Below are 20,163 nucleotides of genomic sequence, written 5' to 3' on the forward strand. Positions count from 1 at the left end.
ATACACAGATTAATAACACTGAGATCACGGAGCTCTATGGGGCTCCGTGATCTTTCAATACTCTCCAATAATGTGCCGTATTATCGCTGTCAATCTGCCATTAGCTCCCAGGCTGCGCGGTCGATTCTTTAAAGGACGGAAAAATAATTTGTCGTTTGCGTCTCCCTCAATTCGCTGTCCAACACAATAACCTCATCTGTTACGGATAAAGCAGGATATAATAATCCGTCTCTTTCTTCATATTCAATTCCAATTTTTTCAAATATTGTCATAAAAATCATCCTTTCTGTTTAAGACCGCAACACCGCAAGGTCTTTAGATTTTGCAACCTTGCAATCTAAGACTGCAAATCCTGACACTTTGCAATGTTGCGATGTTACTTTTACTCATCCCTGTGTAAATCCCAATACCAGTTCCCGGCAACACGCTTCGCCTTAATACCAAGTTCTTTTTTGGCAGTTTCAAGGGTTCTCTTTGATATTCCCTCCTGTGCCGCCATTTCAAGTATTTCATTACTCTGTATCATCACTTTGGAACCTGCAAGCTCTTTAAGAAACTTTCTTGCCGCATCGAGCTTATTTGACTTCGGGGCAATTCCGCCTAATACCTCATCCGCCGTTATATCATAATCTCCAATCCACCTGAATCCGTCTTCTGTCAGCTCAAATGCTTTTGGATGCCCGAATGCCGACAGATTGTTCTTAATCTGAACAACCGCCCGCATATCCGGCTGTCCCTCGATTCTTCCTACAAGAAGTACGCTTCTTGCCACTGCAAAGAAGTCAATGGAACCCATTCCCCTGTAAGCAGCCTTTGCACCGGAGCCCTTATTCATATGACCGATAAGAACAATGGCACAGCCTGTCCTCTCTGCAATACTTCCAAGCTTCTTCGTAATGTCTCTTGCTTCATTTGCCCTGTTCATATCCGTACTGCCGCCAAGATATGCCTGAATCGGGTCTAATATCAGAAGCTTTGCATTTTCTTTTACTATTGCCTGCTCCAGTCTGTCATCCGTCATGGATACGGATTTTTCACTCTCATCAATAATGGATATTCTGCTGCAATCTGCTCCTGCCGACTCCAGTCTTGGTTTTACCGTATCTACCAGTCCGTCCTCTGCCGTCTGATAGATAACATTTGCAGGTTTACCGGACTCCATGGCATCATCAAAGCCCTCGCCTTTAGAAAGCACTGCGGCAATATTTAATATAAATGTGGATTTTCCGTCTCCCGGATCGCCCTGTATAATTGTCAGCTTGCCATATGGTATAAACGGATACCACAGCCACTTCACCTGCTGTGCTTCCACCTGTGACAACCGAATCATCTTTAGCTTAATCTCTTCTTCCATCTGAAACCTCCGTAAATAATACTGTTAATTTACGGAACCTTTTGTTATACTGTAGTTGCGAAGTACATATAGCAAAGGCTCCGCTTTTGTTAATGTCATTACAGCCCCTGCCTATGCATCGGGCTGTTTTGTATTTGTATCCCTCTGTTCCCACAGATACCTTGCCCCGTCAAGAATATCAATGATTGCACCCAGCATGGCAATATAATCTGCCTGCAATTCTTCCAGTTCTTCGTATTCCCTGCCGTCAATCGGAGATGCTTTTCTTTTTATCTGTCCTTCCATAAGAATTTCCTCTGACAAAAGGTGCATATCTTCCTGCATCTGTCTCACGCAATCCACAAGCTGATACACCGTTTCCTTTTTACCCACAACACATATCCTGTTATAAATACAGGAACGGACAAAATAATCCTTTTTCAGCATACCGCTTGCCTTTATTCTGGCTTCAATCTCCCTTCTGCTGCTGTCAGATATACGAAAACTGATTGTCGGATATTTGTGCTTATTACTCATTCTCATCTCCTCCCTTCACTGCAATGCCTGTCCTTTCACAAAACTCCTGATTAAGTACTGCCGCCATCTCCTGCTGCTCCGTTGGAAACATATGTGCATACCGAAAAGTAATGCTCTGGCTCTCATGTCCAACTCTGTTCCCGATAGCCACCGCAGAAAAACCTCTGTTAATCAGATAGGAAATATGCGAATGCCTGAGTCCGTGAATGGAAATGCGTTTTACTCCTGCTTTCTTTGCACCTCTTGTCATTTCTTTGTGAAGATAGGACTTGGTGATAAGAAATATTCTGTTATCCCTCGTAAATCCATAAAGACTTTGCAGATACTCCTTCAGCTCATCTGCCAGAAAATCAGGCATTACAACATCCCTCCTGCTTTTCGGTGTTTTAGGATCAGTAATTACATCCTCACCATCAATTCTCTGATAGGACTTTGTTATATGAAGCACCTTCTCATCAATATCAGCAGCAGTCAGTGCCAACAGCTCTCCTGTCCTGAGTCCGCACCAATAAAGAATCTGAAATGCATAATAGGAAACGGATTTGTCTTTTACCTGTTCTATAAATTTCAGATATTCTTCTTCCGTCCAGAACTCAACCTCATCTGCCTTGCCCTTTCCAATCGTTCCTGCCTTTTTCACCGGATTATCTGACAGATTATAAAATCTGACGGCATGATTAAACAGGGCAGAAAGTTCCGATTGCAATGTCTTCAGATAAGTCGGTTTAAATGCTTCTCCATCCGGTGTCTTAAGTTTCATAATGGCATTCTGCCATTTGATAATATCTGCCGGACTGATTTCATTCATCTTCTTATCCTTAAAATACGGCAGTATCCTGTTTTTAAATATGACCTCCTTTGTTCTCCATGTGTTGAGCTTCAGCTTAGGTTTCAAGTCCTCCTCATAAATTCTGTAAAATGAGCCAAAATCCATATCCAGGCTTGTCGCCTGCTGGAGTCGGAACTTCTGCTCCCACTCCAGTGCCTCCTTACGGGTTTTGAAACCACGCTTCAGCTTTCTCCTGTTTTTACCTGTCCAATCGTTGTAATGAAAGGAAACATACCATGTTCCCCTCTCATCATCCTTGTATGCAGCCATCTGCCTCACACTCCTTCCTAAGCGGTCTGCAATCCGTAGAACTTCTCGTCAAAATACTTACAGCTTACCTTTCCGGTAATTGTCATATATCCCTGTTCCCTAAGGTCACGATTTAATTCACGAATAATCTTGTAGGCGTGGGATTTGGATATCGTAAGCATTGCCATGACTTCATAAACATCATAAAAAATCTTCTTCTCCATAGTGCTATCACCTCCTCTCCCCGGCTGTACCGGTATGTATTTCATACTGCTTATAATAAATATGGTAACTCATTTGGAAATTCCATGTGCGATCTTGTAGGTCGGACTTTATTCAAAAAGTAGACTTTGTAAGTCGTCTTTTTATTTCCACATCTGCTATAACTGATTGTAGCATCTAATAAATTTCCATGCTCACCCTTAGAGGACTAACTTTTATCAATAAGTAGCCTTTATAAGACTATTTTTCATTGTTCCTCATCCCTCACTATTGTTGGTAACAAAATACACTTCCGTACGAATAAATTTGAAAATTCTAAACCTAAATGCTGTTTAATTCATATAAATGCTATCATCTGCACAGATTGCGTTGTATCCCGCCATTGTGGAAGATTCCCCATCAAAGTAGATTCCGAATACTGACATGATAACTGCACCTAAGCACATATCCATTCTGCCATTATCTGTATCAGTTTTTTATCCCCTCGCAGGAGTAATATACTCCTCAGAGGAGTATCACTGCTTTCACATACAATGGTAAACCATTACACCCGCAATAAACACCGAGAGATATTCCGAATTCAGATAAAAAATGAATATTCTCGTCACCGGAAACCTTGATTCCGGAATTTTGGAAACCGACATTCCGGAGGAGGGAAACTCTTTGATTGGCTTGTTTACCACTTATCAGGTAGTGCGGTATTGTCAAGCCCAGAGCCGCTTTGCGGTGCTGTAGCAGGCTTTACAATGCCGCAATATCTGATAGGATTTCACCAGTCAATCATTGATTCTGTGGTTTCCTTCTGACCGGACAGCACGGACACAAACGCCGGAATATTCAAAAAAAGTCGTAATATCTTACGGGTTTTTAATTATGAAGCCAACGAGAATGCTATTTTTTCTTTGGATGGCTATTTACATATATATTTTAAGTCTGCTGACACTTGTTGTCGTGGTCGCAATACGACCACTTGGTAGTACAATTTGTACCGGTAAATAAAATGGAAAATAATGAAACTCTGAAATAAAAAGAAAAATTGAAATACCTTTAATACCTTTTACAGTATTCCGGAATATCTCCGGTACTGCCCAAACAGGTATCATATAGGTATCAATGAAAAGAAAAAAGCTTCAGAAACGGCTTATTTTCGCTGTTTCTGAAGCTGTGTTTATTATTCAAACTCGCAAAGTTTGATGTGATTTTGATTCGTTTTAGTTTGTTTTCTATACTGTATAATTTTGAAAACAATGGTTTTTCCACACATTATTTTTCGTTTCACACACTTTTAGTACCAATCCAGTACCAGCTATTTTTTGTCATTATTGTATGTAGTTCCGGTGGCTTGCAGGTCATTTGACCATTCAAAGAATAATCATCTGTTGGTTTGCAAGTTCACCCATAAAAATAATAATACGAAATAGATATTTTGGCAACCGGAAATTTTGTGGTACTACACAATAGTATCGCTTTTGCGTAATTTACCAAAACATTAGATTTGATTCAATACTTTCTGCACACTTTCCGACTGTATCAACATTCTCATCTTCTCACTTCCATCTTCAACCTCCGGCTCACCACACCTTAGATTATCCGAATGCTCAGATATGCAACAATCCTTGTACCAGCACTCGCCCATAAGCGAACCTTTGACAGACCACTTTTCATTTTCTGTAAGTTCACCTATCAATGATTTCATCACTCGCTCTGTAGAATATCTCTTAAATCCTGCTAAGTACTGTAAGGTCTTCTCGTCATCAATCTTTGAAAAATTGATTCTATGGTCCTCAATAGCTGATAGAATGTCCTCACGAATCTTGATTTTATCTGCCTTGCCAGTTCCCGTCCATGGCACCAGCTTGTCAAAGGCAAGAATCAAGTATTCAAAACAAATCATATCGAGAATTACAACCTTCCCTTCTGATTTTTCTGCTATTGATTTCAGCAAACGATATTTGTTACGAATATCCTGATTGTCTACCGCATAATCAAATGCAATATAATACTCGTCTCCCTTTTTAATCTCTAGATCTGACAGTGCATCCAGGATTCCCTGATTACTTCCTTTACTTTCAATTGCAAGCTCATTATCGAAGAAAATTTGATTAATCAATTTCCAGAAGTGAAGTCCAGCGCCTGTGTCTTCTGTCCATAAATATTTCATATCACAACTCCTCTTCCAGTGTTATCCTGTTATTATCAAGCTTTAACACTTTAAAACTCTTATCCGATACATTGAGTCCATCACAATTTCTTAAGAAAAGCATATATTGATTTGATGATTCAAAATTAATGAATTGTCTAACCTCATCGTTAATCAAAAAATCCGCATTATCAATCACAATAAAACTATCTCTGCATTGTTTTATAGATTCAAAGAAATTATCTGATCTGTAATTAAATAATTTTATAGCCTTGTATTCATCTGTTAATCTTATATCTTCCAACATTTCATAGAGCACTGTTTTGCCGGTACCACTGTCTCCACCAACGAGCGTTATTCTATCATCAAATTCTAGATTGTATGAAAACGGATCTGCTTTAAATGTAATATTTTTATAAATCATCTGTCTCTCTCCTTTCATACTCCTTGCTCCACCATGTGCTATATCCCCTGCCGCCAGTCACTATATCAGAATCATTAAATCTGATTTGCACACTATCTGGAATATCAAAAAGCGTTGGTCTGGACATATAAATCTTTATATTATCCATTTTAAAAATGATTTTAAGCACATTAGGACCACATTCTTCTACACTTATCACCTTATCAGGATGCTTTACAATATTAAGTAATGTCTTGCATCCGGATGACAAATTACGAATTGTACCTAATCCATATTTTGTTTCAATACGCTTATCTGGTGTCAGTTTTGCCTCATCCACCTGCTGAATAAGCATTATTTCATTTTCGGACATTTCTTCATTACCTGTATTCAAATTGAAATACAGGTCGTTTTGAAGAATCCAATCTTTTGACTCTTTTTTCTCTGTATATATATCAATCATTCGATGTCACTCCTTCATATTATCAGCACTTTTGAATAAAGCACTTACCTTTATTTCTTTCAAATATTAGAAAGGGAATTTCAGCCCTAGAGAGTATCACATTTGTTATCGGTACATATCTATATTCATTAATTCCTGGTATATATTTCAACACTCTTTTCTTATCAGGATAAACAAACACCTCATCGCTATCCCACAAAGATTTCATCTTGATAGCCACACATTTTACATTGACTTTATTTTTAAATTTGTCCAACTCTTCTATCCTTACGCTTTTTGTCTGAGTACCATCTGTAAAATCCATATACCATCCATCGCTACATTCAATATGAACCTGTTTTTTCTTTATAGCCTCTTTATCAAATCCAATATGTTCATACAATCTATCATAATCTGTAACAAATTCCGGTAGTTCCAACTTTCTGACAAATCTGCTGTCTACAATATTGCTAAGAGATTTATCATCAATCCTGAACAAACTGATAAACTCACCTGTGCTGTCGCCATCTTCATCTAAAATACTAAAAACATCATAGTCAGAATAGTAATCTACGATTGATAATTCTTTTAAGGTTGGTTTCGCAAATTTATAAATTTCATAAGTTGTACTCATACTATTCTCCTCTCTGTCCTTAATCAAAACACAATTATTTAAGAATTTACCTTTTCAATATCTTTTGTCATCAATATATATTCGGCTATGATAATTTTCCCAGTCTCATTTTCAAATGAAACTGACTTGAGACTAATAATCCCTCTTATTCTTACATAAAAACTGATTTTATCGCATTTCTGCCACTTTATTTAGTCTCATCAAGTATCAAATCTCATGAGACTAACTTGAGACTGTATGAGACTAAGTCAATCTTTTCACTACAAAGTCCATGTTGAAGTCTTTTAATCATAAACCGCACCAGTTCTGTCATAAATCCTGTTTGCACATTTTTCTACTGTAGATGTAGGAGGTACATATACCCATAAAAGTGTCATATCTTCATATTCAAATTCCTCTACCGACAAATATAAGGTTGGCGACATCTTATCCGGATTATTGAGTTGATTCACAAAATTTCTCTTCATATCCTTAACCATATTTCGGTTAATTCCAATTGGTGTTCCGTCATCTTCCACACCCATGATGATATACCCGCCATATCTGTTAGAGAAAGAACACACCGTTTCATACACATCTTCCTGAACACCATGCTGACAGGTTTTGTATTCTACTGTTATTTTTTCATCTTTTGAAAGCAAGTCTCTCATAAATTCAATTGTCATTCTATCGCCTCCAATTTATCTTCATATATATTTAAGATTTTTCCTCACCTTTAAATTATTACCATGTAGCCAGTACTTTTCCATTTTATTATCTACCTTCAACATAAACGCCAAAATCGAATCTACTTTTGATTATTTCACTAATTTTATATAGCTCATTATTCTAAAAAATTCTCATGGAATTATCCTCTATTTGTGAAATTACATCCTCATTTCGTATATAACAAATCCCTCTAACAATTCTTTTTAGCTCATTGTATAAATTTTCCATAGAATTACATTTCATTGTAAAAGGTGCATCTGTCTCCAGTAATATTCTATCCGCAGGAATATTACGTATTACATCTTTCCCTGCTTTTGTCTCTAGCATTTTAGGGTTAATAGAAAAATATGCACCATTATCTATGGCCAGTTTTCTCTCTGATACACTTCCTGTAAACCAATGAAATATACATTTACAATTGTTAAATGCTCCTGTTTCTTGTAAAACTTCAATAGTTGCTTTTGCAGATTTAACACTATGAATCGATAGTACTTTTTCCCCCTCTATAGCACATTGTCTAACAATCTTTTGAAAACAAATAAGTTGCATCTCTTTTGAGTCCTCATACCCTTTATTGAAATCAAGTCCAACTTCTCCGATAAATTTTGCCTCTTTAAATAAATTTAAAAATAAATCAATTTCTTGATGTCTTTGTTTTACCAACTGAGGATGCAACCCTAATCCAACTTTAATTGCATTAGCACCGTTAACAAATCGTAGTTCTTGTTTATAAGCCAACGGTGTTGTTCCAACAGCCATTATTCCAACATTTACATTTTTAGACTGTTTTATTAATAATTGCATATTATCCATCAAATCAAGATGAAAATGCGTATCAATCAACATATCAGTTCTCCCTATTATCTTGAATCCATTGGTCCACCTCCATCAGTCCTCGATAGTACATTTCTGAAAGTTCCTTTAAATACATCTCATCCGAATCAAGTGGACCAGTTTTATAAATCATTATTTCCTTTGAATTTGGATTCTGTTTTAATTTCTGAATTGCATACTGAAAAGAACGTAATTGTTCACCAACCAAATCGCGATTGCTCTCGATTGCCGCAATATCTGAATATAAATACTCAGAAGGATCGTTCTTTCCAAAAGCATGATACATTGCTGCTCTTCTTATGATACATGGTAAACAATGACCACAATGTTGTGAATGTCCACCACGAATATTCGCATTATTTACAGATGAACAAGAATATGATTTTCCCATTGCATCCATTAATTTATCTTTATTTAAACACTCTGCTGCCATTTCTCCCTTTGTTTTATTCCAGTATGGATTTGAAATGTAAAAACCAAAAACACTCATACTTATTTCATTCCATAATTTTAAATAAAAAGGGTGTGTAGTTCTCGTACTATGAGAACCAATACGCGTACTATCAAGAGGAACATTCAATGCAATTAATCCATTTTCAGGCATATACAGATGATTACACCCTTTTGTTCCGCTCATTGCAAATATTGCAATTGAGATAAACAAAAATGATCTGCTTCGCTGATTTTTATCTTCATCAGCTTCAGGCAATTCAATATCACTCAAACTTGTCCAAAGATATGCATTATCATGTGGAACATTGGAATAATTTTCATCTAATAGTTGTAATAAATCTGTCTGCCATTTTCTAACTCTTGGTTCTCCAGCATGACTCACTAAAAGAGTTGCTTGTCCTTGTTCCATATAATTAATCGCTGCAATGAGACTATCCATTCCACCAGAAAATAATGACGCAACTCTATATTTATCTGTACGCTCTTCTTCTTTATCACTTATTGCAAATCTTTCTTCTCTTTTACTGAATTCCAATGTCCATATATCACCCGTCAAAAATTTCAACATTCGTTCTATTGTATTTCTATGATTCATCCACTTACTATCATACACTGGTATAGAAAGCGTTATTTCCCTTGTCCATGAATCTTGTGATTGTTTTCTTCTTGATATTTTCATATCTGCAATATATACCATCAGTCCAATAATTATTGCATCAAATCCACTCTCTGATGGATAAATATTTACTCTTTGCAGTTCGCTTATCATCGTTTGAAGACCATATCGAAAATTTCCATTCGATGTCTGCATAGGAAGTAGCACTTTTATTGTACTTATCTCAGGTATTATTTGATATTCAAATGCATGCTGTTCTTTATTGAACGAAGCAACTAAATGATACCTATACATATTTATTCACCTTGCCCTTCCAATATTTCATATGTTTTCTTATATATGGAATCAGTTATTTGTTCTGCTTTTGTATTTGTCATCTGCAAATTATTTTGTTGTACTTCTGCACATGCATCAGCAACACTTTGTTGAATCAACTGTTCCACTGAACCTTCTATACGTGAAATCTCATTAATATCATTTGGAAGTATTATTATTTTATTAGCAATATCATTTTTAATATGTTCCATAATTACTTTACTCATATATTTCTGCAAAATTGACATACAATCTTGAGCAGTAAGTTCTTCAATCTTTTTTTCATATAACATTTGATTTTCAGCTATAGCATCAAAATAAGCTGTTCTTGCCATTCCCTCATCGTTAGGTCCTCCATCTGGACAAACAAATGAGGCAATTTTAGTAAAAAAGCTAGATGCTGACAATCCTTCTAAATTGTTAATAGATAACTGGTGCGCAACTTCATTTATTCCACCATTTCTAGACAGTGAATTTAATACATTATATAATCTTGCAGTACTATTTCGTGCAGACCCTAATCTTGTTGTAGCCCTAGAACTTCCTCCTAATGAACGACTCACATATTGCGATACGCTTTTTCTCATTGAACTACCGTCACGACCACCACCTGATATGTATTTAGTAAACGTCCCTCTTGGGCCGGTAAATCTATTTATATCTCCATCTGGTGGTATAGCCTTAATTTCACCAGCATTTTGCCCTTCTCTTCCGTCATCTCCACCTTCCTCTAACCATGAAGGTACTAAAGGTGTATGACCAGATTGTCCTTTATTCCTTGTAGATGTTCCCATAAACTATCACCTCTGCGATTCTTTTGCTGCGCTTTTTATAATCGGATTTGTAGTACTCTCTTCCACATTTTTAAAAAATAATCTCAATTTATCCCTAACATTAGATGTCTTTGGAATACAAGAATCCCAGCCTCCAACAGCCCAAATTCCCAATTTATCAAATGGCAATGTTAATAAGAAATCTACCAAATCTTCTTGAAGTTCTGAATGATATTCTACTAAACATCTAATACCTTCTATACTCTTAGGTGGTTGACTTTCTGATAAATCTCTTACAAAAACATCCTGAGATACAATTTTTAATAATTGCTTTGCATCTGAAGTATTAAGTGCACTTATTTCTTCTTTTTTATTTAGAGTATTAAATGAGCCTGCCCGAACAACCGAAGCAAGTTCTCGTAAACGTTCTTCCGGACTACTAAAGAAAAAGTCTATTCTTTCGGTACAAGCAAAATAATATGGTCTAAGATCTATACCTGCTAAAGATGGTTCTATTTGCATCCATGCTTTTATATCTTCTTGTTGCAGAAATAATTTGAATTGTTCATTTCTCACAATAATAGAATCAGATTCTTTTTCACAAACTGTTTTTGTTACAGTCTTTGTTTCTTTTTTACTCTTTGTTTTCTTTTCATCTCCTTCACTTGTATTGTTTGACATATCAGCTTCATTAACTTCTGTTTTAGCTTCATCCAATTCTTGTTCAGAAGTGATTTGAAATGCCTTGCAATGACCTTCTTCATCTATTTCATCTGCCAAAGCCTTGTAAAAATCATTATTATACTGTTCTATTAGCATCATCTTGGCTAATACTGCCATTTTTAGCTCATTAGGATCAAATCCTCTATTTCTTGCAATTTCAGTTCTCAATAAAAGCATATTAATAAATCTTTTTATATTCCTTGGATTTCCACCAGTATGTTCCGCTAATATTTTATCAATGCTCTTGGCAATCCTAACATTTTCAATTGCATCTTTATACTTATCCTTTAAAGCAGCTTTTATTTCTTCTGTCGAAAGTTGCTCTAAAGCCCATGGTTTATGAAGTTTACTAATGACTACATCTCCTAATTCTTGTAACTCTTCTGATTCACCCAGCTCGGATTCTATCATTAATAGCATTATATAAAGCTGAGCCTCTGCAATACCGATTCTAGGAATATGTAATGGCACCTGTATCAGTTTTTCCAAATATTTATCAGCAAAATTGTTATAATCCAATTTGGTAATGGTATCCTGTTTTTCATTATTTTCTTCATGCACTCTTGGAAAATATTCTTTAACTGAATATCGAATCATTGCATCATCAGCAGCTATAATAAATGCTGTATTTTCCAATGTTAGGAATATTCGTACCGCCTCTAGTGTTTCAATTGCAACCTTTGGTAAACAACGATCCAAATCGTCAATAAGTACAACAATTTTTTGAATATGGGCTTTCTCAAAAAGTTGTTTGAAATTTTGTCTAAAATCTTCCATCTCTCTATAGCCAGATGTTTCTTCTTTAGAAGTATCAATCAAATTTGCAATTGTTCCTATCAACTCTTCTACTTTATCTTGATCTACTACGGTATTTTTTATAGTACTTATAATGCCTTCCATTATAGCTAAAGGAGCTGTTCCTGTTGCAATTGAAACTCCGACTTTTCCAACATTTTTAGCTAAACTGAGTTTATCAAGGTTCTTCCATAATTTCTTACCAATATCTTTGATTTCATCAATTCCATGAACAATTGGATGATGCTCCAAGTATACTTTTGCTGTATCTTCCAACTGACACACTATTGCTCTCATAAGTGCTATTTTTGCATCCTCAAATCCTTGGTATTGCCAACTATTGAACCGAATTACACTATAATCAGAATCAATATCACTCACATTATTTTGATCAGGATTGCTTAATTTCTTTAATTCATCTTCAACCATAGCAAGTACGCTTGATTTCCCTGCTCCCCAATCTCCATGTACACCAATTGAAACAGATTCCGTATTTTCTTTTAAAATTGATACAATCGTTTTAGCAATTGCCATATTATTAAGCCGGTCAATTCTAGTTTCATTATCCGATAAAATCATGAATGAACCTCCTCTCCATCATTTGTGAATAAACTAACACATACAGTATCTGCTTACGTATCGAATACATTACATACATTCGTATAAATTCTCTAAAAGTCATTAGATTATTTAAATCTTACTGTATTTCTTTTTGTAGTTAATACTTCCTACATATGTTTCCTATTCCAATTCAAAAACCTTCCTCATCAGATCTTCTGCACTACCATAGAAAAGAATTGATATCTTGCTCCAAATATCTCCTGGCATTGTGATTGTATCTGGCTGATTAGCAATAGGAACATATACTATCTTTGCACCTTGCTCCACAATATATTCTAATTTTTCATAAAGATTTGTTGTTTTGACAAGGTTTCCATTTACAGTCATACTTCCAAGAATTACTGTTTTACTCTTTAATGGTTTCTTTAGGAAAACAGAAATCATACTCAAATAAAATGCCGAACCAATCTCTGTATTTCCTCCTGAAGCATTTTCATCAATCAACTGTGTCGCAAATGTATTTTCTTCTATAATGCTTGCTATCCCCATATTCCCTGAGTTTGATTTAACATAGTTATAAACATTCTTTATTGTTTCTTTTGCTTCTGCACTAGGTCTACCTGTAATCTGATATGTTCCTCCCCCTGTTATAACATTAGTTTCTATTTTTACAGGGAACATTCTATCCTCTTTAGTAATAACAGTGTATACTTCTCCTATATCCAATGGAGCAATCATACTGCCTGCACCATTAACCATTTCTTTTAGAAATACTTGCTTTGCCATCTGGCTCTCTTTATCGACATATCTGAAATTTGCACCAAAGAATTCAAGTCCACCTCTTCTCTTTAGTTGCTCTTTTACTCTCATTCTCCCTTCCATAGCAAATTCAAGATACTCCTGAATTTCTTCCTTTGTTACATTCAAATCTGGATGCAACAATTTAAGTAGACCTGACATAGTTTTCTTTATAGCTTTCGTATCACGACCACTTAGACTACTATCCAATATAAAATACTGATCCATAATATCTGCATATCCTCTTTTTCTAAAATCATGCAAGATTTTAGAAAAGTAATCAGATATAAATCCATAATCAGATGAGTAATTCTCCGTCTTCATTTTTTTCATTTCCCAACCTGGCAAATAGTAGTGAAATCTATCAATGATTGCCGGGGTCTGCAACTCATCTGCAAGTGTCATAAATAGGTTTCCACCTTGCTCCCATATTTGAAGTGGATTATCAATATTTCCAACAAATACCATTGAGGCTTTTCCCTCAACTCTCATATTATTTCTAGCAAAATTCCCAGACTCCATATATGTTTGTAACATTGCTGGTCCCTGAGGATCATCAAACTTAACATTTGCAACCTCATCGAATGCTACAACATCCCACGTTCCAACAAGTCCAACTTCTTTTTTAGTAAGATTATAAAATAATACAGGAACCGTAGCCTTTCCACCTGCAACAAGCAAACTATATGGAGAAAGTTCATTATATGTATATGATTTACCAGTTTCACGAGGTCCCAATTCGATAAGATTATAATTGGTCTCACAATGAGGAATTACTCTCAACAAAATAAGCAACTTCTGTCTAAAATCAAATTTGTCCGGATTCAATCCTATACTATTAATAAGAAGATCTAACCATTCATTTCTTGTAAATTCTGCTCTCTTGGCAATAAAATCATCCATCTCATCGGTGGATACCTGCATAGGACTAAACTTCCCAATCATTACTGGAAATTTTGTGCTATCTTCATTTCTTTCAAGTCGCACTAATCCCCACATACCCCCCTCAAGTAATCCCTTGTATTTTCTAATCCATTCTTCATCTACCAGAATATCCTTGAGTCCAGCCGTATTTAATGTCCCGATATACATATCCTTATTAAGGTCTACATCAACCATAAGCTTGTCTATAATTACAATACTTCCATCTGTCTTAATAGCATCTTTAATCTTATTCTTATCTTCAGGCATAATATAGTGTTTATTCAGTACAGACTTAACTTTTTCAATGACTTCTTCATCGGATAAACCTTGATCAGCATATTGAGAAATAAGATATTCCAAAACGTATACCGGCAATTTGATACTTGTTTTTAAGTTATTACTTATGCCTTTTCTTACAACTTGGTGAGGAAACACACTCTTAATTTTCTCCTGTAAATCCATTCTTTCACCTTCCTCTACGAGAATATATCCAAATCCTTATCAATAACACGTCCGCCTTCTTTTTTGACAATAGTTTTCTGAGTATTTTCTCCATTCGAAACCATAATCAAAAACTCTGTTCCTTGTTCATATTGTCGAACAGGCACATGTAACAGATATTCGTCAACATCTATCATTACGTTAAATACAAGATCTGTGCCGCTCATTACATTGCATACATATCCCCTTGCACCTCTTATTTTTCCAGTAATCTCATTATAGGCCTTTATCGTTTCAAAGAATACCTTCTGTTCATCTGTCATCTCTTGCTTAGCTCCATGAATTACAAAACAAGTAATGACATTCTCCTGAAAAGAAATACCTCCGTGATTGTATTTACCGGTTTCTCTTAAAGAATTTGTGGAATTAATGAAACAAAGTTTTTTATTCCCCATCTCTAAATAATCGGCACTAGAAATTGAATCATCATAGTACATCTCTTTAGCATCTTCATTTTTATTTAGTATCAGATATCTATTCTTTTTCTTTTCACTTGTAATAGTTTTATCCTGTACATCGATTTTTTTCTCAATATCTACAAAGCCATGGTCAGATAAGAGCACAACATCATACTCTCTCCCAAGCGCATATCTTAATATTTTCTCAAGATTATCTATAGCTTCTGACATCTTAGAAGCACTGTTAAAATGATGCATATTTACATCTGCTTCATCAAAAAAACAAATCACGCTATCCCCATAATTTTTATTCTTTTTGAATTCCTCAAATGTTATTACATTGCAACCGAGTTTCTTAGATAGGTTTTCTTTTCTCCAATCGCAAATATGGAATTCAATTTTACCATCTTTCTTTAATGAAAAAACATTTCTATCTGAAAGTTCCACTTTCTCATCGATAATAAAATAACTATTCATTCCTATTTCTGTTTCAGACGGAAGTTCTCCTATTACATCTACATCTTCTATGTCATATCCACTAAATCTCTCGATTAGTTCATGTGCCATCTCATATCTAAACCCATCTGCCAATATAAAAAGAGTTCTTTTCTTAAATTTCCTTGATTCAATAAACTCACTCTGTTTCAGAACAACTTTTCTATCATTTATGTATTGATTATAGTATTCAAAAAGACGTCCATTGAGTTTTGAAATAACATTATGATACCGTTGTTTAACATTATTCATAGTACTGTGTAAACTATCATTCATATAAAAATCTGGAAGAAATGCCAACTTTTCATAATATGCTTCTACTCTCCTATATGCCGAATCCATTCTGGAGAAATTATTTTTGTACTCATCAAAAAGAAACTCAATATTGTTTTGAACACATTTGTAGTTGATATTATTAAAAATAGCATTTTCAAGTATTCTCAGTTCAGAAACATATGCTCCTACATTTTTCATTTCCTCCGTCCAAAGCTTTTCTTCATCAACCTGGATAAAACTATCCATATGATTACCAAGAAACTTTATAAATAATCTTGGAATTGCATATGTTAAAGTAATTGGTTCCACATCCTTATATAATTCGTCTAATTCATCTATTGGATTGCGTAACTCTCCTACATTATCCAAAATGAATCTTGCCATTGTTGAAATATCCATATCGGATGCATCTACAAGATAATCATTCATACAAGCACCACCATATTCTTTATATTTATTTTTAGAATATGTAACCATAACCTTTGAAAGCAGATGCTCATAACTTCCATATGGTGTCATTGAGATTGAAAGTTCATTTTCAATAATATCAGATGCAAATGATAGTAACTCTAAGGTAATAAGTTTTTCCCTTGTTATCTCTCCATTTAATATTTGAAGTAACAAACCTCTAGCTGAAACCCTCATTCCCTGTATATGCAACAATATCTCTCTTTTTACACAAACATCATCAATAGAATCTTTAGATGATAACGAGTTACATATATTATTAAAGTTTTTTAACAAAAGAATTTTTTGCCCTGCCGAAAGTTGAATTGTACCTCTAATTTTTCCTTTAAGGCTCTCGACTTCATTCAGAATCATCACTGGTGTAATATCCAATTTATTTGCCCTACCCGAGGCAATTACTCCACTTAACTCAACAGGCGTCTTCATGTAAATACATTGGAGATTCTTATCAGCTAATGTCTTGGTCAATGTAATCTTTGAGGGACTATCCAATGAAATTACATTATTAAAACCTGAAATATACTCCTCATACAATCCATACTCGTCAACCAAGATTACTGGTGACAATGTGCTATTTTTCTTTATGATAGTTTTCAAAATAGAAGCAATATCCATTGCCACCATCCTCCTTAGTCAACAACTTTCCAATTTTCGAGCGTTTTTACACATTCCTCATATAATCTAATATCCTTCTCTATTTTTTTTCTATCACTTTGTGAAAGTGACTCCTCTTGAATATAAGACTTATTTTTTTGAAGCTTAGAAATAAATACTTCATCATTTAATCTGCGTATTTCATTCTGCATTGCATATTTTTTATTGTTATCATATTCCAACAAAAAATTAGGTGTAACCCAATATACATTAATCGTACTTTTTCCTGAACCAGCTATTTTTTTAGCAATAATAAGTGGCTCAAAAATATCCTTTGTCGAAGAACCAGCAAATTTTTCTGTTGAACTATCGATTTTTACTCCTGTTGAAATAATGCCATACAGCTTCTTGTCAAGTATTTTTTCAAGCTCCTCTATAATCTGGTATCCATTATCAAAAATACTCTCTATTTTACGCTGTACTATATTTACCACGTCATCTGTTGTATATAATTTACTTCCTAAATCAACCAATTCTGAAAATGTCAGATATCGGAGATAATTAATACATGCCCGTTCAATGCTAGCTATTTCCTCGGGATCAATTATTTTCCCCGTAATACTTTCATCAATTAATTCTCTCTCTCCATTAGACATCTCATAAAAATCATAAAACAATGTATCTAATTCTTTCTGAAGTTCATATACTTCATTACATAGATCAATATATTTACTTTTGTATATCTCATATGCTTCTTCAATATTAGAGGCTCCTTCTTTAAAACCATATTGAATTTCTGTCTCATGAAAGAAATCTGATTTTTTATCAAATCCGATAACAAACTCTTTTACTTCTAAAATTCGGCTAACAATACTAATAACTTTATCTTCCATAGACTTTTTAGGTACTTTAAACGGAACTCTTTCAATATCTGCAATAGCAAATCCTACTGTTGGATTTAGCAGTTTTATAAAATAATTGAATATTTTAGAATTAGCATATCCTAGTAAAAAAAATTCATTTATCTGTGATGAAAAAATGCATGGTCCCTTATCTGAAAAAATGCAATTCGCCGGAAGTTTTCTTGCACTAAATGTATTTCCTCCAATCGGACTATACGTTATTCCTGGTCTGAAAAAATAATTAACATTCTTAATTGTTCTAGATGCACTTCCATATTTTTGCTTTGCATCCTCTTTTAAAATGCGCCCATTATCCTCATAATCGATGTACTCTATTATATCATTTGCATATTTGGAATATCCTCCACCATTAGCATATGGAAAAAATCTCTTACCAATCATTTCCTTTGGAACTTCCCATCTGTATCTTAAATATCTTTTATTATTTCCACTAATCATCCCTTGTTTTATTTCCGCATATTCCACTAAAGTTTTACTCTTTCTAAATATATCTGCAACATGCTCAGTGAGAGTTGGTATAATTGGAAACCCCTTAATAATCTTAAACTGTGTCTGCAATATATTGCTTTCATACTTAAACTGACTTGTCTCACTTTTACAAGTTACTTTATGCCTCTTATTATCCTTATTTTTTTCCCATATCATAATTACAGCATTAACAGCAGGACCATCAAATATATTTCCTATTTGCTCAATTCTATTTATCTTTGTTTTATTTAACAAAAGCGTCCTCAAATTCTCATAGCTATCTAATGTCATAAATGTATCTGTACCCACAAATCCACATATTCCGTTTGCTTCTAGTAATTCATAAGCTCTTACTATAAAAGCCTCAAACAAATTAAAGTAATTTTTCGGATAATACTTTTTCAAGAAATCTGCAGTTTCTGCCTTCATTTTTCTAATTCCTAAATAAGGTGGATTCATAATAACAACTCCAAACTTCCTTTTAAAGAAAGACACTGCATTATTATGATTCACCATCTCATTTTGTGCTATCAATTTTCCTATATTCTCATATGTATACTTAGGTTCTTCATATTCTTCAAATAGCGACATTTGGTGAAATTCTTCTTCCGTTTCCCATGGATACAATGAATCTGCTCTTAGAATATTCACATTTATTAAATTCAAATTTTTTATTTTAGCATCATTGGCAATAGTTTTTGCTTTTATCCATAAATTAATTGCAGTTATTTGAAGTGGCTCTTTTTGAACATCCGCACCATAAATATTATTGCTAAGCACACTGGTTATTCTATCCTGCAAACTTTGCATCGGATATTGAATCTCAAATAAATCTAATAAATGTCCAAAAGCATACACCAAAAAGTTTCCAGCTCCACAAGCCGGATCTAACACTTTTATTTCTTTTAATTCCTTTTTTGAATCTTTCAAATAATAATCTATAGATTCGTCTACTATCTTCTTTACAACACAACGAGGAGTATAGAACTCACCATATTCAGATTGCTCGTCACTAAGCCCTTTTATGATTTCATAATAGATTCTATTTGCATATGCCAAATCTCTTTCTTCTTCAGCATTTAAAACTTCTTCTTTAGTTGTGTCCACCCAATACTGGTATATCCATCCTAAGAAATCATCTTCATTAAACTCTTGTGTATCAATCGCCGAAATCAATTGAAGTATAACCTTCATATCCTCGTAATCTGGATATATTAAACTAAATTCAAAATCTTTAAATAATATAGGAACCTCTTTTGACATCTCTTTTGTTAAACTATTTAATAAACAAAGAAACTGATAATATTCCCTATCTTCTTCTTCGTTATCAAATAAGGCTAACTCATTTATTCTTTCTTCATAGATATTACAAAATTCTTCATATGCCAAGGAATTCACATTTTTAAAGTCAGGCAAAATTTCATTATAAATAGTTGTATGAATAACATTTTCTAAGAGAGAAGACATTATCCCTCTTTTTTCCATCAACTTATAACATACCAACACATGCATAAATGTACGCGAAGTATTATGGACATACTCAATATACTTTTCACTACAATTAATACTTTTTGCTTTAAATAATGCAATAACCTTTTTTCTTACATCCTCATCATATTCACTGAGCGGTTTTTCTATCTTAAGACATCCTTCTTCGTCGAATCCGTACTTTTCTAGTTTCCCAGAAACCCCCTTTATTATTGCCTCTCTCAGTTTAGAAACAATAGGTTTTAATGTTGTCCTAGACATAT

General features: G+C 34.3%; 17 protein-coding genes. All 17 read right to left on the minus strand.

The annotated features are described in order from the left end of the window. Window positions 1-128 precede the first annotated feature (128 nt). On the minus strand, window positions 129-272 hold the full coding sequence (locus tag ACTNA4_RS14175; protein ID WP_441030671.1) for a hypothetical protein: 144 nt from the start codon (window positions 270-272) through the stop codon (window positions 129-131). Window positions 273-382: 110 nt separating this feature from the next. Then, complete coding sequence (locus ACTNA4_RS14180; protein ID WP_441030672.1) at window positions 383-1,354, minus strand: AAA family ATPase; 972 nt, start codon at window positions 1,352-1,354, stop codon at window positions 383-385. Between the two features lie 111 nt (window positions 1,355-1,465). Continuing rightward, on the minus strand, window positions 1,466-1,870 hold the full coding sequence (locus ACTNA4_RS14185) for a plasmid mobilization protein (protein WP_441030673.1): 405 nt from the start codon (window positions 1,868-1,870) through the stop codon (window positions 1,466-1,468). Beyond that, window positions 1,863-2,969: a site-specific integrase gene (locus tag ACTNA4_RS14190; protein ID WP_441030674.1), complete on the minus strand. Its 1,107-nt coding sequence runs from the start codon at window positions 2,967-2,969 to the stop codon at window positions 1,863-1,865. The genes ACTNA4_RS14185 and ACTNA4_RS14190 overlap by 8 nt, the downstream gene beginning before the upstream one ends. Before the next feature lie 17 nt (window positions 2,970-2,986). Continuing rightward, window positions 2,987-3,172 carry a DNA-binding protein gene (locus tag ACTNA4_RS14195; protein WP_441030675.1) on the minus strand — a complete coding sequence of 62 codons (186 nt, stop codon included), beginning with the start codon at window positions 3,170-3,172 and terminating at the stop codon, window positions 2,987-2,989. A gap of 1,487 nt (window positions 3,173-4,659) precedes the next feature. Continuing rightward, window positions 4,660-5,331 (minus strand): hypothetical protein, encoded by a 672-nt coding sequence (locus ACTNA4_RS14200; protein ID WP_441030677.1) that lies wholly within the window; start codon window positions 5,329-5,331, stop codon window positions 4,660-4,662. A gap of 1 nt (window position 5,332) precedes the next feature. Continuing rightward, the gene (locus ACTNA4_RS14205; RefSeq protein WP_441030678.1) at window positions 5,333-5,734 is read right to left on the minus strand and encodes an ATPase; all 402 of its coding nucleotides are present in this window, start codon (window positions 5,732-5,734) and stop codon (window positions 5,333-5,335) included. Further along, a complete protein-coding gene (locus tag ACTNA4_RS14210) occupies window positions 5,724-6,176 on the minus strand; it encodes a DUF4869 domain-containing protein (protein ID WP_441030679.1) in 453 nt (150 codons plus the stop codon). The genes ACTNA4_RS14205 and ACTNA4_RS14210 overlap by 11 nt, the downstream gene beginning before the upstream one ends. Before the next feature lie 22 nt (window positions 6,177-6,198). Further along, the gene (locus ACTNA4_RS14215) at window positions 6,199-6,789 is read right to left on the minus strand and encodes a hypothetical protein (protein ID WP_441030680.1); all 591 of its coding nucleotides are present in this window, start codon (window positions 6,787-6,789) and stop codon (window positions 6,199-6,201) included. 284 nt (window positions 6,790-7,073) lie between these two features. Next, window positions 7,074-7,454: an AlbA family DNA-binding domain-containing protein gene (locus tag ACTNA4_RS14220; RefSeq protein ID WP_441030682.1), complete on the minus strand. Its 381-nt coding sequence runs from the start codon at window positions 7,452-7,454 to the stop codon at window positions 7,074-7,076. A 163-nt stretch (window positions 7,455-7,617) separates the two neighbouring features. Beyond that, the gene (gene qatD / locus ACTNA4_RS14225; RefSeq protein WP_441030684.1) at window positions 7,618-8,343 is read right to left on the minus strand and encodes a Qat anti-phage system TatD family nuclease QatD; all 726 of its coding nucleotides are present in this window, start codon (window positions 8,341-8,343) and stop codon (window positions 7,618-7,620) included. A gap of 1 nt (window position 8,344) precedes the next feature. Further along, on the minus strand, window positions 8,345-9,694 hold the full coding sequence (gene qatC / locus ACTNA4_RS14230; protein ID WP_441030686.1) for a Qat anti-phage system QueC-like protein QatC: 1,350 nt from the start codon (window positions 9,692-9,694) through the stop codon (window positions 8,345-8,347). Window positions 9,695-9,696: 2 nt separating this feature from the next. Next, window positions 9,697-10,509 carry a Qat anti-phage system associated protein QatB gene (gene qatB, locus ACTNA4_RS14235; protein WP_441030688.1) on the minus strand — a complete coding sequence of 271 codons (813 nt, stop codon included), beginning with the start codon at window positions 10,507-10,509 and terminating at the stop codon, window positions 9,697-9,699. Window positions 10,510-10,515: 6 nt separating this feature from the next. Then, window positions 10,516-12,585 carry a Qat anti-phage system ATPase QatA gene (qatA, locus tag ACTNA4_RS14240; protein WP_441030690.1) on the minus strand — a complete coding sequence of 690 codons (2,070 nt, stop codon included), beginning with the start codon at window positions 12,583-12,585 and terminating at the stop codon, window positions 10,516-10,518. Window positions 12,586-12,747: 162 nt separating this feature from the next. Further along, a complete protein-coding gene (brxL, locus tag ACTNA4_RS14245; RefSeq protein ID WP_441030692.1) occupies window positions 12,748-14,751 on the minus strand; it encodes a protease Lon-related BREX system protein BrxL in 2,004 nt (667 codons plus the stop codon). 14 nt (window positions 14,752-14,765) lie between these two features. Further along, window positions 14,766-17,042 carry a PglZ domain-containing protein gene (locus ACTNA4_RS14250; protein ID WP_441030694.1) on the minus strand — a complete coding sequence of 759 codons (2,277 nt, stop codon included), beginning with the start codon at window positions 17,040-17,042 and terminating at the stop codon, window positions 14,766-14,768. 14 nt (window positions 17,043-17,056) lie between these two features. Next, complete coding sequence (locus tag ACTNA4_RS14255) at window positions 17,057-20,161, minus strand: Eco57I restriction-modification methylase domain-containing protein (protein WP_441030696.1); 3,105 nt, start codon at window positions 20,159-20,161, stop codon at window positions 17,057-17,059. Window positions 20,162-20,163 lie beyond the last annotated feature (2 nt).

This window comes from Bariatricus sp. HCP28S3_A7, from assembly GCF_052066375.1.
Classification (GTDB): Bacteria; Bacillota; Clostridia; order Lachnospirales; family Lachnospiraceae; genus Allocoprococcus.